Source organism: Myxococcus sp. AM010 (genome assembly GCF_013372585.1).
GTDB lineage: Bacteria > Myxococcota > Myxococcia > Myxococcales > Myxococcaceae > Myxococcus > Myxococcus vastator.
Window position 1 is genome coordinate 315,634 of record NZ_JABXEO010000001.1, and the last position, 15,243, is coordinate 330,876.

General features: G+C 70.3%; 14 protein-coding genes. 4 read left to right on the forward strand and 10 right to left on the reverse strand.

The window, feature by feature from the left end:
* Positions 1-147: 147 nt before the first annotated feature.
* A complete protein-coding gene (locus tag HV826_RS01250) occupies positions 148-1,683 on the forward strand; it encodes a catalase (RefSeq protein WP_303623427.1) in 1,536 nt (511 codons plus the stop codon).
* Between the two features lie 177 nt (positions 1,684-1,860).
* Positions 1,861-2,478, forward strand: a complete 618-nt coding sequence (locus tag HV826_RS01255) for an ankyrin repeat domain-containing protein (RefSeq protein ID WP_176415166.1) — start codon at positions 1,861-1,863, stop codon at positions 2,476-2,478.
* A gap of 21 nt (positions 2,479-2,499) precedes the next feature.
* On the opposite strand, the gene HV826_RS01260 is transcribed toward HV826_RS01255, so the two are convergent.
* From HV826_RS01260 to HV826_RS36865, 3 genes are all read right to left on the reverse strand, one after another.
* On the reverse strand, positions 2,500-3,531 hold the full coding sequence (locus HV826_RS01260; protein ID WP_176415167.1) for an L-erythro-3,5-diaminohexanoate dehydrogenase: 1,032 nt from the start codon (positions 3,529-3,531) through the stop codon (positions 2,500-2,502).
* A gap of 175 nt (positions 3,532-3,706) precedes the next feature.
* Entirely contained in the window at positions 3,707-4,714 is a 1,008-nt protein-coding gene (locus tag HV826_RS01265; RefSeq protein WP_176415168.1) for an esterase family protein, read from the reverse strand.
* A gap of 28 nt (positions 4,715-4,742) precedes the next feature.
* Entirely contained in the window at positions 4,743-5,705 is a 963-nt protein-coding gene (locus HV826_RS36865) for a uracil-DNA glycosylase (protein ID WP_176415169.1), read from the reverse strand.
* Positions 5,706-5,904: 199 nt separating this feature from the next.
* Between HV826_RS36865 and HV826_RS01275 the strand changes: the two genes are divergently transcribed.
* Positions 5,905-6,336, forward strand: a complete 432-nt coding sequence (locus HV826_RS01275) for a PaaI family thioesterase (RefSeq protein ID WP_176415170.1) — start codon at positions 5,905-5,907, stop codon at positions 6,334-6,336.
* On the opposite strand, the gene coaBC is transcribed toward HV826_RS01275, so the two are convergent.
* From coaBC to HV826_RS01305, 6 genes are all read right to left on the reverse strand, one after another.
* Positions 6,333-7,553, reverse strand: coding sequence for a bifunctional phosphopantothenoylcysteine decarboxylase/phosphopantothenate--cysteine ligase CoaBC (gene coaBC / locus HV826_RS01280; RefSeq protein WP_176415171.1), 1,221 nt, complete (start codon positions 7,551-7,553; stop codon positions 6,333-6,335). The genes HV826_RS01275 and coaBC overlap by 4 nt on opposite strands.
* Before the next feature lie 51 nt (positions 7,554-7,604).
* Positions 7,605-10,574 (reverse strand): carboxypeptidase regulatory-like domain-containing protein, encoded by a 2,970-nt coding sequence (locus tag HV826_RS01285; RefSeq protein WP_176415172.1) that lies wholly within the window; start codon positions 10,572-10,574, stop codon positions 7,605-7,607.
* Positions 10,575-10,647: 73 nt separating this feature from the next.
* The gene (locus HV826_RS01290) at positions 10,648-11,124 is read right to left on the reverse strand and encodes a hypothetical protein (protein WP_176415173.1); all 477 of its coding nucleotides are present in this window, start codon (positions 11,122-11,124) and stop codon (positions 10,648-10,650) included.
* Between the two features lie 107 nt (positions 11,125-11,231).
* On the reverse strand, positions 11,232-12,515 hold the full coding sequence (locus HV826_RS01295) for a Stp1/IreP family PP2C-type Ser/Thr phosphatase (protein ID WP_176415255.1): 1,284 nt from the start codon (positions 12,513-12,515) through the stop codon (positions 11,232-11,234).
* A gap of 61 nt (positions 12,516-12,576) precedes the next feature.
* On the reverse strand, positions 12,577-13,089 hold the full coding sequence (locus HV826_RS01300) for an FHA domain-containing protein (RefSeq protein WP_176415174.1): 513 nt from the start codon (positions 13,087-13,089) through the stop codon (positions 12,577-12,579).
* A 47-nt stretch (positions 13,090-13,136) separates the two neighbouring features.
* Positions 13,137-13,742 carry a hypothetical protein gene (locus HV826_RS01305; RefSeq protein WP_176415175.1) on the reverse strand — a complete coding sequence of 202 codons (606 nt, stop codon included), beginning with the start codon at positions 13,740-13,742 and terminating at the stop codon, positions 13,137-13,139.
* 145 nt (positions 13,743-13,887) lie between these two features.
* Between HV826_RS01305 and HV826_RS01310 the strand changes: the two genes are divergently transcribed.
* Complete coding sequence (locus HV826_RS01310) at positions 13,888-14,091, forward strand: hypothetical protein (RefSeq protein ID WP_163777841.1); 204 nt, start codon at positions 13,888-13,890, stop codon at positions 14,089-14,091.
* Positions 14,092-14,104: 13 nt separating this feature from the next.
* Here the strand turns inward: HV826_RS01310 and HV826_RS01315 are convergent, their stop codons facing one another.
* Entirely contained in the window at positions 14,105-15,049 is a 945-nt protein-coding gene (locus HV826_RS01315; RefSeq protein WP_176415176.1) for an arginine deiminase family protein, read from the reverse strand.
* Between the last annotated feature and the right edge of the window lie 194 nt (positions 15,050-15,243).

Here is a 15,243-nt window from a genome sequence, read left to right on the forward strand (position 1 = left end):
CCACCGACAGGACGGTGATTGCACCGACTGCTCGGTGGGTACGCCTGAGCGAAAAAACACAACCCATTGGAATCATTGAACATCGTGCAATGGCATGGCGCCTGCTCAGGACGGGACTGCCTCACCCCCTGAGACAAGGAGAACCCCTTGCAAACCCGCTCCCTGCTTCTGACCGCCATTCTCTTTGGCGGATCGGCCGCCGTTGCCGCGACGCCCCCTCCCCTGACGACGGACACCGGCTCCCCCGTGGGGACCAACCAGAGCGCCAAGACGGCCGGCCCGCGTGGCGGCATCCTCCTGGAGGACTTCCACCTCATCGAAAAGCTGGCGCGCTTTGACCGTGAGCGGATCCCCGAGCGCGTGGTCCACGCCCGCGGCGCCGGCGCCCACGGCACCTTCGAGAGCTACGGCGACTTCTCCAAGCTGACGCGCGCGTCCCTCTTCTCCGCGAAGGGCAAGAAGACGCCGATGTTCGTGCGCTTCTCCACGGTCATCCATCCGTCGGGTTCGCCGGAGACGCTGCGCGACCCTCGCGGCTTCGCGCTCAAGTTCTACACGGACGAGGGCAACTGGGACCTGGTCGGCAACAACCTGCCCGTCTTCTTCATCCGCGACGCCATCAAGTTCCCGGACATGGTGCACTCGCTGAAGCCGTCGCCAGTGACGAACAAGCAGGACCCGCACCGCTTCTTCGACTTCTTCTCACACCAGCCCGAGTCCACGCACATGCTCACGCAGGTGTACTCGGACCTCGGCATCCCGGCGAACTTCCGCCAGATGAACGGGCACGGCGTGCACGCCTTCAAGTTCGTCAACGCGAAGGGCGATTACAAGTACGTCAAGTTCAACTGGGCCTCGCAGCAGGGCGTGACGAGCCTCACCGCCGAGGAGGCCGCTCGCGTCGTCGGAGAGGACCACCAGCACGCCACCACGGACCTCTATGCCTCCATTGGCGCTCGCAGGTTCCCCTCGTGGGAGCTGAGCGCGCAGGTGTTGGACCCCAAGGAGCTGGACACGTTCAGCTTCGATCCGCTCGACGCGACGAAGATCTGGCCCGAGTCGCAGGTGCCCTCCATCAAGCTGGGCAAGTTCACGCTCAACAAGATGCCCGACAACTTCTTCGAGGAGACCGAGCAGGCGGCCTTCTCGCCCGGCGTGCAGCCCCCCGGCATCGAGCCCTCCGAGGACCGCCTCCTGCAGGGCCGCCTGTTCTCCTACGCGGACACCCAGCGCTACCGCGTTGGCGCCAACTACCAGTCGCTGCCCATCAACCGCGCCCGCGCCACGGTGAACAACAACAGCCAGGCGGGCAGCATGAACTTCGCCAACACGAAGTCGGATGTGAATTACGAGCCCAGCGTCACCCGAGAGACGCAGGACGCGCCGCAGTACCTCCTCTCCAACGCGCCGCTCAGCGGCACCACGCAGCAGCGGGGCATCACCAAGACGGACAACTTCGCGCAGGCCGGCGCCTTCTATCTGGCGCTCGACGCGGGCGGGAAGGCCCGCCTCATCAAGAACCTGGCCGCGGACCTGAACCAGGTGCGTGACCCCAAGGTGAAGGCGCGCATGGTGGGCCACTTCTTCATGGCCAACGCTGAGTACGGCACCCGCCTGGCCAAGGCGGTCAACGTGAAGGTGGACGACGCCAAGGCCGCCGTGGCCACGCTCGCCGCCCCCTGATTCGTTCTTCTCCGGGCCCTGGCATGGCTGTCTCCGCCAGGGCCCGGCGCTTCCGGCCACTCCCCCTGGGAGAAGGCCGGGGTGTGGTGGCCGCCTGGCGACTTCCCCCCCGCTCGCCGCCCGTCACATCCCGGCCTTCCCTCAGCGGGAGCAGGCCCCGCTCATCTGGAGTCCGTCATGATTCGCAAGCTGCTGCTGGGAACGCTGGGCCTGGTGATGCTGGGTGCCGGGGTGTTGACGGCCGCGTGGATGTCCCTGCGCGCCACGCCCGCGCCGCAAGGGCGCCTGCTGGCCACGAGCGAGGCGGAGCGCTACCTGCTGGCCGCCGCCCGCGCCGGAGAGACGGACATCGTCGCCGGGCTCGTCCAGGCGGGGACGCCGGTGGAGGCGCGGGATGCTCGCGGCTTCTCGCCGCTCATCCTCGCCGCTTACCACGGGCATGCGGACACGGTGCGCGCCCTGCTCGCCGGGGGCGCGGATGCGTGCGCTGGCGACAACAACGGCAACACCGCGCTCATGGGCGCGGCCTTCAAGGGATATGCGGACATCGTCGGGCTGCTCAATCAGCAGCCCTGCGCGGTGGACCAGCGCAACCGCTTCGGACAGACGGCGCTGATGTTCGCGTCCCTGTTCGGCCGCGGGGAGGTGGTGGACCAGCTCCGCCAGCAGGGCGCCTCTGCCGACGTGCGCGATGGCAGCGGCCGGAGCGCCCAGGACTGGGCGCGCACGCAGGAGCCCCGCGCGCCCGTGCCGCGGGCGACCACCGCGCCGGAGACCTCCGCCTCGGCGCGATGACAGGAAGGCGCTGCCCGGCTGCTAGACGTACCGCGTGCCGAAGAGCTGGAGCAACTCCGGCTCGGTGCGCAGCAGGTCCAGCGTCAGCGCGGCGTGGCCGGGCACGTAGCCGTTGCCCACCACCATGGTGACGTCCTTGCCCACGCCCTCGGCGCCCAGGGCCGCCGTGGTGAAGCTGGTGGCCATGGAGAAGAAGATGGCGGTGCCGCCGTCCTTCACCGACAGGATGGTGGCCATCTCCGTGTTGCCCACGCTGGCGCAGTTGACCACCAGGTCGCAGAGCTGACCGTCCGTCGCCTGGCTCACCGCCTCCATGACGTCCACGCCCTGCGTGGCGTCCACCTTCAGCGCCACGTCACACAGGCCAATGCCGGACAGCAGGTCCAGCGCGCCCTGGGACACGTCGAGCGCCAGCAGCTTGCCCCGGCTCTCCAGGTTGCGCCGCGCCTGCGCCAGGCACAGCGCCCCGCTCTTGCCCGCGCCCAGCACCGCCACCGTCATGCCCGGCCGCACGTGCCGGGCCACCAGCGCGGGCGCGCCACACACGTCCAGCGCCGCGAGCGCCAGCGTGTCCGGCATGTCCGAGGGCAGCTTCGCGTAGATGCCGCTGGCGAAGAGCAGCGCGTGTCCGCGGATGTCCACGCGGTCGATGTCCGCGTGCACCGCCTTCACCTCGTCGATGACCAGGGGCGTCAGCGTCAGGCTCACCAGCGTGGCGATGCGGTCGCCCACCTTGAGCAGCTCGCGCGCGGGGTGCTTCGCGCCTATTTCCTTCACGCGGCCAATCAACATGCCGCCCGAGCCCGTCACGGGGTTCTGCATCTTCCCCCGCTCGCGGACGATTTGCTGGATGCGCTCGCCAATGCGCTTCGCGTCGCCGCCCACCTCGCCCTTGATTTGCTTGAAGGACGCGGCGTCGATGTTGAGGCTCTCCACGTCGATGAGCAGCTCAGACTCGCGGCACGGCAGCGCGGGGTCCAGCTGCTTCGCGCGCTGGGGCAGCACGCCCTTCTCGCCGACGACGCGAGACAGCCCGTAGAGGTCGATGCGCATGTTCCCGTCTCCATGAAGGTTGTCGGGCGCCCGGCCCCGCCGCGGCGGGGCGCACCCAGGGACGCGTCTACCCGCTCGGACAGGGAAAAGGCCAGCGCCACGTCACGCGCGGTGGGCCGGGGCGTCCCCCAGCGGGCATCCCGCCCCCCGGGCGAAAGGCCCTGGCCCCGTCACGTCAGTCCTGCGCCAGGTTCGGCACCAGGACGGACAGCGAGCGCGCGAAGCGGTACGACACCCCGGAGTGGCCGTCCTCGAACTCCTCGTGGACGCGGTCCACGCCCGCCTTCTCGAACTCCTCCGCGAGCATCCGCGTGCCCCAGCGGATGTTGAACTCGTCGCGCGCCCCACAGTCCAGGTAGACCGTCTTCAGCTTCCGGAACGCGTCCATGAACTTGGGCACGAAGCGCACCGGGTCGTGCACCAGCCACCGGTTCCACACGTCCAGCCGCAGCCGGCCCGTGTTCGCGTCGAAGGGCAGCTCCACGTTGAGCGGCTCGCCCTTTTTCGGAGAATACGCGGCGGCCATCGCCAGGACGTTCACCACCGGGAAGTCGTCGCCGCGCATCTTCGTCTCACGCACGCGCGCCCGGAACTCGGCGTGCCACGCCTCCACGCCGCCCGCCTTCAGCAGCGCCGCCGCGGCCTTCGGCAGGTCCGGCAGGTAGCAGTATTCGAAGTAGGAGTCCGCGGCGTGCGCGCCCACATGGGAGAACAGGTCCGGGTGGTAGCGGCCCATCACCAGCGCGCCGTACCCGCCGGAGCTGTGGCCCACCACGGCGCGCGAGGCCGCCTTCGGCAGGGTGCGGTAGGTGCGGTCCACGAAGCCGACCACGTCCTTGGTCAGGTAATCGCGGTACCGGCCAATGGCGTCGCTGTTCACCCACTGACTGCCGCCCAGCGACGTCCAGGCATCCGGGAAGACGCCGATGACGGGCGGAACCGCGCCTGACTCGACGAGCGCGTCCAGGCGCTGGGGGACGGTGGGCGCGAAGCCCGAGGCGTTCGTCCACGAGCCGCCGCTGTTGCCGAAGGCATGCAGGAAGTAGACGACGGGGTAGCGCCGGTCATCCGCGCCGTAGCCCGGCGGAAGGTACACGGTGAGGTTGCGGCGAGCCGGGTCCCCCAGCGGGTTCGACTCCAGCGCGGGCGACAGCAGCTCATTCGACTCCAGCAATCCATTCATCCGTGCATTCCCTTCATCGGGCCCGCGGCTACGCGCGCGAGCCGGGTTGCTTCCCCAGCGCCTTCATCACCGCCTGGAGGTCCTCCCACGCCTTGCGCTTCTCCGCCGGGCTGCGCAGGAGGTACGCCGGGTGGAAGGTGGGCATCAGCTGGATGCCCTCGTAGGTGCGCCAGTTGCCGCGCAGGCGGGTGATGGGCGTGCTGTCCCGCAGCAGCGTCTGCGCCGCGAACTTGCCCAGCGCCACCACCACCTTGGGCTGGATGGCGGCCAGCTGCGCGCGCAGGAAAGGCTCGCAGGCGGCAATCTCCTCCGGCTCCGGGTTGCGGTTCCCCGGTGGCCGGCACTTCACGACGTTGCAGATGTAGACGTCATCGCGGCGGTAGCCCATCGCGCCAATCATCTTCGTCAGCAGGTCGCCGGCCGCGCCGACGAAGGGCACGCCCTGCAGGTCCTCGTGCTCTCCCGGACCCTCGCCCACGAACACCAGCTCCGCGCGGGGGTTGCCTGAGCCGAACACGAGGTTCTTCCGCGTCGAGCACAGCTTGCAGCGCTGGCAGTCCCCCAGCTCCCGGCGAACCTCATCCAGCGTCGGCCGCTCGCCGTTCGCCGCCCCGGGCAGGGCTCCGGTGGGTCGCGACGCGGGCGGCGGCGCCTCCACGCGCATCCCCGCGCCCGGCGTCCGAGGCGCCGGCGCCGGGCTCGCCAGCGGCGGGCGGGGCAGCGGGGCCTCGGGACGAGCAGGAGGCGTGGACGGAGGCGGCACCCGGGCCGACGGGGCCTCGGGGCGAGGTTGCGGCGCGGCGTCCGCGGTCCCCTGGGTCCGGGCGAAGCGCGCGCGCAAGGAGGGAGCCGAGCGTTGGAGCTCGAGCGCCGCCTTGGCGTCAATCATCAGCACCCGGCCAGCGGCCTCCTCCTGCCAGAGGAGGTGGCGGCGCACATCGTCCAGCAGGGCGCTCAGGTCCTGCGAGGCCTCGGGCGTATCATCAATCACGGTCCTGGATCGGTATCGGACGTGGCGCCCATGCGCAAGGAAGCGGACGCCCGAGCCGGCTGTTCGCCTCCCGCCAGCGCCGTTCCAGACCCACGCCCGGAGTCCTACCCCGCCCTGCCCCCAGTCCTCCGCCATGGAGACGCCCCTGGCCCACGCTATCTTGCGCCCCGAACCCGGTGTCACGCAGCGAGGAGCCGCCATGGAGCACCAGAACCCGGATTACCTCCTGGACACGGAGGCCCTGTTCACTTCGGCCGCCTTCGTCATGGACCTGGGCATCCAGCCCGTGGACATCCGCCCCGGCGAAGTGGAGGCCCGGCTGGTGGTGCAGCCCCGCCACCTTCAGCAGGACGGCGTCATCCACGCCGGGGTCCAGGCGACGCTGGCGGACCATACGGCGGGCGCGGCGGCCTTCTCCGTGGTCCGCAAGGGCCAGCGGGTGTTGTCCACCAGCTTCACCGTCCACCTGCTCCAGACGGCGTCCGGTGAGGAGTTGCGGTGCAAGGCCCGGGTGCTGCGCGCCGGCCGCCGGCTCATCGTCACGGAGTCGGAGGTCCACGCCGTCTCCGGCGGCACGCCCCGGCTCGTGTCGAAGACCACCGTCACCCTCGCGGTGATGGAGCCTCGTTAGGACGGTGACACGAGCAGCAGTTGGATGAGGGCCCGCGCCACCTCGTGCTTGCTGCCCTGGAGTTCATGCTGCGCACCCGAGCGCGTGAGCACCGTCACCCGGTTGGTGTCCGTTCCAAAGCCCGCGCCAGGGGCCGTCACGTCGTTGGCGACAATCGCGTCCAGCCCCTTGCGCTCCAGCTTGTCACGCGCGTGCGCCACCACGTGCTCCGTCTCCGCCGCGAAACCCACCAGCACCGGCCGCTTCGGCTGTCCCGCCACCTTGCGGGAGGCCTCCGCGAGCACGTCCGGCGTGCGCACGAGCGCCAGCGCCTCGGGCGAAGTCGAAGCGCCCTTCTTCACCTTCTGAGGCGCGCGCGTCTCCGGGCGCCAGTCGCTGACGGCGGCCGTGGCGATGAACGCATCCACGGTGCCCACTCGCGAGAGCACCTCACGCGCCATGTCGTCCGCGCTCACCACGTCCACCACGTCCAGGCCGCCGCGCTCCACGGGGCCCACGGGACCGAGCACCACCGTCACCTCGGCGCCCAGACTCAGGGCCGCGTGCGCGAGCGCCATGCCCATCTTCCCCGTGGAGGGATTGGAGATGAACCGCACCGGGTCCAGGAACTCGCGCGTGGGGCCCGCCGTCAGCAGCACCCGCTTGCCCGCCAGCGGGCCGGCGCCGAGACGCGCAGCGACCGCCTGGGCGATGGCCGGGACGTCCGCCAGCCGCCCCTCCCCCACGTCACCGCAGGCCAGCATCCCCGCGCCCGGGCCCACGCGCGAGAAGCGCGGAGAGGCCAGCAGGGCCGCCAGGTTCTCCTGCGTCAGGGGGTTGTCCCACATGGCCACGTTCATCGCCGGCGCCAGCACCACCGGTCCCCGGAAGGCGAGCAGGGACGTCGTCACGGCGTCGTTCCCCATGCCCGCGCGGATGCGGGCCAGCAGGTCCGCGGTGGCTGGCGCCACGACGAAGGCCTCGCCCCAGCGCGCCAGGTCCAGGTGGCCGAAGTTCCCCTCCTGGGCGGGGTCGAAGTAATCGGTGAGCACGGGGTGCCCGCTGAGCGCCTGGAAGGTCAGCGGGGTGACGAACTGGCGCGCGGACTCCGTCATGGCCACCCGCACCTCGGCGCCCGCACGGGACAGCTCCCGCACCAGCTCGCAGGCCTTGTACGCCGCGATGCCGCCCCCCACGCCGACGACCACCCGGCGGCCTCTCAGTGTCGTCACGTCCATGCGGCTTCCTAATGCGCGGGGAGGCGGGCTCGCAACCATCGCCGCAGGGCCTCAGTGCCCCATCATCACGACGTCACCACTCGAAGGGACATCCACGACGCGGACCTCCGGTCCGCCCGGGGTCTCCACGTGGAAGTTGGCCCACACCAGGGTGTACCGCCCGGGCCGCAGGCCGCTCAGGCGGACCTGCTCCGACCGGGGCTGGTACACGAGCTGCGCCCAGCGCGAGCGCATCAACGCCGTCGCGGGAGGATTGCCTACCGCCCCCAGCTCTCCCGCGACGAGCCACAGCGCCCGGCCTCGCTCCGGCTTCACCTGGACGGACAGCGACGCGGTGCCCGGGGCGGGCCCCAGGTCCAGCGACATCTCCGAGCCGCCGACCTGCACCACCAGCGCCGGCTCGCCGGAGAACTCCCGGTTCGCGCCCAGCGCGAAGCGATAGTTGCCCGGGGAGACCTCCACGCTGTAGCCGCCATCCGGCCCGGTGACGATGGCGAGCGGCTCGCCGCGGTCCGCGTTGGCGGCCACGACCTCGACGCCCGCCGCGGGGCTCCCGTCCTGTCGGTACACCCGGCCGCTCAAGCGCGTGGCCTGCCGCAGCTTGAGCTCCACCGGCCCCCGTGCGCCCCGCTCCAACGACTGGGTGGCGCTCAGCCGCCCCTTGCGCGCCGTGAGCGAGTAACGCGTCACATAGGGCGGGCTGGCCACCGTGAAGGTGCCGTCCGGCCCGGAGAGCACGGAGTCGTCACAGACGTCGCACGACACCACGGCATCCGGCACGGGCCCACCGCCCTCGTCGACCACGCGGCCCGAGACCCCCGGCAGCTTCTCCAGCACCAGGTCTCCCAGGTCGGGCGAGGCCGGGCGGTCCACCATCTGCGGCTCGTAGCCCGCCGCGTCCACCGACGCGATGACGCGGTCGCCCGCCGTGGGCAACGGCAGCTCGAAGCGGCCATCCGGTGCATTCACGTCGTGCTCGTCCACGCGGAAGCGCCTCACCGGCTCGCCGTCATCGCCCATGACACGCCCGCGATAGACGTCGCGCTTCTTGAGCACCACTCGCACCGGTGGGCCACCGGCCTTGCCCTCGGCGCGCTCGACCTGGTCGTAGCCCGGGTGCCTCACCTCCAAGCGGTAGCCCCGGTCCGGCCGCAGCGCGCGGAACTCGAAACGGCCGCTCGCGTCGGACTGCACGGGCTCCGCGCCTCGGGGCACCACCACCAGCGTGGCGCCCGCCACCGGCGCGCTCTGCCCGTCCACCACCTCGCCGCTGAGCGGCGCGCCGGGCCTCAGCTCCGCTTCCAGCTTCAGCGTCTGCCCATCCGTCAGCGTCACCTCCCGGCGCTCCGACGGCTGATAGTCGGGGTGGGACGCCATCATCGAGTACGTGCCCGCGGGCATCCCGCGCATCGGGACCATGCCATCCGAGCCGGACGGACGGTCACTCCGGAAGATGCCCTGCTGGTCCACCCACAGCACCACGTCCGCGCCTTCCACGCGGCGGCCCTCGGCGGAGACCGTCACTTCCAACGACGCGCGGGGCTCCAGCGCCAGTTGCACGTCGGTGGCCGGCGCCGTCACCTTGAGCTGACCGCCGCCCCACTCCGAGTGGTGCGCATGCAGCTCGTACAGCCCCGGCGTGGGCACCTGCGCGATGAAGCGCCCCTCCTCGTCCGCCAGCGTCGACGCGCCCGTGGGCTGCACCAACACGGACACGCCCGGCGCGGGCCGCCCGTAGACATCCAGCACCTGCCCGCTGATGACGGTGGCGCGCGCCATCTCCAGCTCGAGCGCCGTCTCCCTGGGCGTCACCTTCGCGGGCAGCTGCGCATCACGGAAGCCCTCCGCCTGCCCGGTCAGCACGTAGTTGCCCACGGCCAGGGGGCCCAGCGTCACCAATGCGCCGGTGCCACCGCGCTCCTGCCAGACGACTTCCCCCGTCGGCATGCGCAGCAGCAGCTCCGGCTGCGGCACGGGCTGGCCCGCCTCGTCCACCACCGTGACAAGCAGGCTCCCCGCTTCCTCCAGCGCCAGCGTCACCTGGGTGACGCGCTCGTCCAGCGTCAAGACGCGGGGCACGGACGCCAGGCCCTTGGCCTCCGCGGTCACAACCAGTTCGTCCGGATACAAGCCGGTGAAGCGCACCGGGGCGCCATCCGTGCGCAACTCCCGCGACAGGTGGTCCGCGCGCAGCCGCACCAGCGCGGCCGCGGGGGAGCCGTTCCGGGTGACGCGGACCTCCAGGGTGCGCTCGGGCGTCAGCTTCAGGCGCACGGGCTGGGGCCCCGCCTCCACCTGGGACTCCACCGCGGGCAGGTACCCCTCCGCCGTGGCCAGCACATAGAACGGCCCTTCGCCCAGACCTGTCAGGGTGAAGCGACCATCCGCGCCGCTCGTGGACTCGAAGGGCAGCGGCGCCCGCCGCGACGTTCCGTGCACATGCGCCCCCGCCAAGGGCCGGCCGGCTTCGTCCACCACCTGCCCCACCAGGGTGCGCAGCGGAGGCAGGTACAGTTCCACCGGGTCTCCTGGCGCGGCCCGCTCGCGAAGCGCGACGCCCAGCCCTGGCGCGCGGGCCCACACGGAGAAGGACACGCCGGCCAGCTGCTCGAAGCGGAAGCGCCCTTCCGCGTCCGTGTGGACCGTGGCTCTCGGCGTCAGGAAGCCCTGCTGCTGCTCGAAGAACGCCCGCGTGTGCAGCGCCGTCTCACGCGCCGGGCAGGACAGGAGCGCCTGGCCACACGCCTCACAATGAACGCCCAGGAGCGTCCGCTCCGCGCTGGCGGCCAGGAACACCTCCGCGCCCGCGACGGGACGGCCCGAGGCGTCCAGCACCCGTCCGGTGAGCGCCAGCCCCTCGCCCGCGGAGGAGGACACGTCCACGGCGGAGAACTCCGGCAGGGCCTTTCCGGTGGCGGTGTGCGTGTCGCGAGCGGCGGGCGCCGTCTCCGTGCCGGGCCACAGCCACACCCCTGCTGCGAGCAGGGCCGCCATCACGCCTATGACAATCCAGTTGCGCATGCGCAGACGGCGCGGACCTTAGCCCGGGGCCGGGCGCGGAACGGCCGATTCCCCCTGGAAATTCCGGACGCGTCTACAGCTTGTCTTCGAGGTCATCCAGGCGCTTCTCGACTCGCTCGAAGCGCTCGTGGGTCGAATCCGCCATGGAGACCAGCAGCCGGGCCATGCGGCCCGCGTGGGCCTCCATCCGACTCAGGCGCCCCGACACGGAACCCAGCCCCACGGTCATGGACTCCACGGTCGACATCATCGTCTCCATGTTGCCCATCATGGAGCCCATGTTCGACTGCATGGTCGTCATGTTCGACTGCATGGTCGTCATGTTCGACTGCATGGTCGCCATGTTCGACTGCATGGTCGTCATGTTCGACTGCATGGTCGCCATGTTCGACTGCATGGTCGCCATGTTCGACTGCATGTCGGCGCGCAGGGCCCCCATGCTCATCAAGAGGCCTTCGACGTCCCCCTGTGTCGCCCTCAGCTCCTGGCGCAGCTCGGACACCTCACCCAGGAACTTCACCACCACGTCGCCGCCCACCGCTCTCGCCATGCGTCGCCCTCCGACAACGGAACGGCGCGAACGTACCTGGGGCGTCTGACGTATATCGGACAGCGAACGAAGCTGCTTCGGTCGACGAGGAGCCATGGCGGTGGGGTCTACTCCTCTGCGAACGGCGCAATCGCCTGGGCCACGGCCAGCTCCTGCCGCGCCTCGCTGAGCTCCGAGTTGGTGGCGCGGAGCCGGTCGCTGAGCACCTGGACGAAGCTCCAGAGCATCTTCACCGCCAGGATGGACTCGCGCTTCATCAGGCCCATCAGGTCCGGCCGGGAGATGACCATGGTGCGCGTGGGCTCGGTCGCCCGCACCGTCGCTGAGCGCGGCGCGTTGTCGATGAGCCCCATCTCTCCGAAGTGGCCACCCGCGCGCAGCTCGGCGATCTCCACGCCGTTCTTCTCGATGGCCACCCGGCCCCGGATGACGACGAAGAGCTCCTCGCCCGGCTGCCCCTCCACCACGATTTCACGGCCCGCGGGATACGTGCGCGTGGTCGCGATGGACAGCACCGCCGTCTGCTCCTTGTAGGTGAGGTGACGGAAGAGCGGAATCTTGCGCAGCGCCTCCATGCGCGACTGCGCCTCGCTCGACTCCTCGTTGACGGTGGCGCCTTCACCCGCGACCTTCACCACCACCGCGGTGATGTTGTCCTTGCCACCGCGCTCGTTGGCGACGTCGATGAAGCGCTTGGGCAGGTCCGCGGGCGCGATGCCGGCGATGAGCGGGAGGACCTCCTCGTCCTCGACATAGCCGTGCAGGCCGTCCGAGCAGAGGATGAACATGTCCCCAGGCACCAGGTCCACGATGAGCGTGTCGACCTGGACGGACTCCTGGATGCCCACCGCGCGGGTAATCACGTTGCGGTACTGCGAGGTGGCGGCCTGGTCCTTGGTGATCGTGCCGGCCTTGAGCTGCGCGGCGACCAGCGTGTGGTCCTCCGTCAGCCGGTGACACTGGCCATGCCGCACCAGGTAGACGCGGCTGTCACCCACGTGACCGATGACGCCCTTGTTGCCGCCCACCGCGAGGCACACGAACGTCGTGCCCATGCCGCGCTTGGTCGCGTCCGACATCGCCGTCCGGTAGATGTCCGCGCACGCGCGCTGGACGGCCACCTCGACGAGCGCCGCCGCCGCGGAGCGACTGTCCGGCGTCGGGTTGTTGCCCAGGTCCTTCAACAAGTGGCGGTTGGCGGAGATGTGCTGCTTGACGACCTCCGTGGCGCGGTTGCTCGCGACCTCGCCGGCCGCGTGACCGCCCATGCCGTCGGCCACCACATAGAGACCGAGTGGAGCATCCACCAACATCGCGTCTTCGTTGTGCTGCCGCTTGCGGCCGACGTCGGTCAGTCCAAAAGCTTCTGTGGTCAAGGCCACCGCGAACACTCCCGTGTGTGACAGAGGGCGACTCCGCACGTTACGCAGGCCCACGAAGACGTGGCAAGGCTCAGGGAGCCATCCTCACGGTCAGCATCCGCACAAAACCGCTGGCCGTGTAGAAAGCGACCTCCACCTGGCCGAAGCGCAGCCGGGCCCCATCCGCCACCGGAACGGCCCGCCGGGGCACCAGCCGGACGCCCCCCGCCCAGGAGCCATTCCTGGACCCGGCATCCGTCAGCAGGAAGCCCGCAGGGCCTTCCTCCCGGCTGAACCAGGCGTGGAACCGGGACACGCTCCCGTCGTCCAGGACCACGTCGTTGTTGCCCGTCCGCCCCACCGTCATGCCCCGCCCGAAGGCGTTCGTCCGTGACTTCACGACGGGAAACACCAACGGCCCGCTGGCCCCCAGCGTGGGGGCCCCCGCGTTCGTCACCGTCTTCAGACGGTACTCCTCCGCGTCTCCGCCGCAGTCCTCCTCCGCCACCGGCGTGAAGACGAGCAGCGCGGCGGGCAGGTTCCGCTCGAAGACTTCTCGGTTGCGGAGGTATCGCGAGACATGGGCGCTGAGCGGCTCTGGCATACGCGGCGTGTGAACAGGGGGCTCCCAAGCCACACTCTACGCAAAGCCTAGCGCCAATCCACGAACAACCCGACCATCGGGCCACCTACGAAGAAACGGCCAAGGCTGCGGCGCTTGTAGCCAAAGGGCTCGGCATAACCCACAGCGAGCCCGCCGGCGACGGCCCCGAACTGGTAGCCCAGGTGGATACGGCCCTCGATGAGGCCCGCGACGCGCCGGTCGTTCTCCAGCCCACCGTCGAAGTCCGCGCCATAGAAGACGGGACCGCCGGTGACCTGGAAGCCCCAGTGCACCTGGCCGGGCAGGTGGTTCCGGTAGCCCACGCCCACCTGCGGGCTGTGCTGGTAGAAGGAGCGCACCGCGTTCTGCGGCTTGCCCTGTTCGGCATCCGGGAACGCGAGCCCCCACGACAGGCTGCCCTCCAGCAGCAGGGCGAAGGCGTCCTTGCGGTCCTGGTAGAAGGTGAACTGCCACTGCACCTTCGTCTGGGAGGCCGCCAACCCGTCCTGGGCGCTGACCCCCAGGAACACGCCGCGAGGCGCCCAGGCGGGCGTCGGAGAGCGGTGCTCCAGAGGCCGCCGCGCCTCCTGCGCGCCCGCGGAAGAGGCCAGACCCAGAACACCTACCAGCACAACGGGGAGCTTGCGGAGCATGGGAGCCACTTCCCGCCATGACGCGGCCCGCTTGTCAACGGACTGTTCGATTGGTTATGACACGCCTTGTTACCTTCGGATGGGCCCAGGCCGGGGAAGTCCTCCCGGAACCGCTCGCCGCGGGGCACAAGGAGCGGGACCCCGCATGCCAGTCGTGACAGTCCGGGCCGGAAACAAACAGCGCCCGGGTAGGTTCGACGTACTCGTCCGCAAGACCACGGAGAAGGTCTCCGACTTGCTGGAGGAGAGTGACCGGGTGCTCGTGGTCTACGAGCAGGGCTGCGCCAGCCTCTACTACGAGCAAGAAGGCGACATGACCCACCCGCCCGGGGTGAACCGCCCTTCCTGAGCGCGGTCCTTCGCTACACCGCGCGCCGGCGCAGGGGCATCGTGAGGCAGCGGACGCTGCCGTTGCCTCGCTCCAGCGCTTCGATGTCGACGCTCGCCACCTCGATGCCGGCCTCCTTCGCTAGCGGACGAAGGCCCACCGAGGCGCTCTCCGAGGCGAGGATCAGGTTGGGCCCCACGTAGATGAAGTTCGACATGAAGCCGCTCTCCCCTTTCGGCTCGAAGGGGATGACGCGGCGGCCCCGCTGGGTGAAGTAGCCGTCGAAGGGCTCCCAGTGCGGCGCCACCCCCTGCGTGAAGACCTGGATGGGCGTGTGGCGAAGGAAGGCGCGCGCCACCACCGCATGGGGCCCCAGCACGTTGAAGGCCAGGTCCAGGTGGATGATGCCCAGGCTCTCCGGGATGCGGACGACGGCGGCCTCGCGGAAGCCCGAACGCCACGCCAGCTCCAGGAAGGGCTGAAGCGCCCGCGCGTCGCTGCGCAGCCCCACGTTGACCAGCAGGCGCTCCGCGTCGAGCACGAAGACGTCCCCGAACTCGATGCTCGCGGACGTCGCGGCGTCGTCGCTCGAAAGCTCCGGCTGGAGCTGTGACAGCGCGCGGTGCGCCACGTCGAACTCCGCCAGCCGCACGGGGAAGGCCGCCGTGCCCGTCACCAGCTGACGCCCGAGCACCGCCGCCGTGTCGCGGACGAACACCCGGTTCACCGTGGTGTCGCTCACCGCGCGCTCGCGCTCCGGGAGCAGCTCCCACAGGTCAATCGGCTGGCACCCGAGGCGCGCCAGCGCGTCCCGCAGCCGGCCAAAGGCGTCCTCCGCCTCACCGCGCGTGACGGGCCGCATGAAGCCGACCGCCGCCGCCTCCTCCGCGCTGGTGACGTCCAGCGCCGCGGGCCGGAACACCGCCACGCAATCCAGCTGGCCTGATTCGGACCAGCACTCGAACTCGCTGAACGCCATCTGCAAGCACCTGTCGTCACAGCGGTGAGTCAGCCCGGACACCTACCGCTGAGACCCCACCTGGAAAGCGCCAACCCCTTGCCTGAGCGCTGGCATCAGAAATTTACCTCAAAACTCCGTCAAGACTAGTCGGATCCATAACGATTTCATAATAATCACGATCTGCAGGATTACACCCCAGGTCCGTGAGTTTC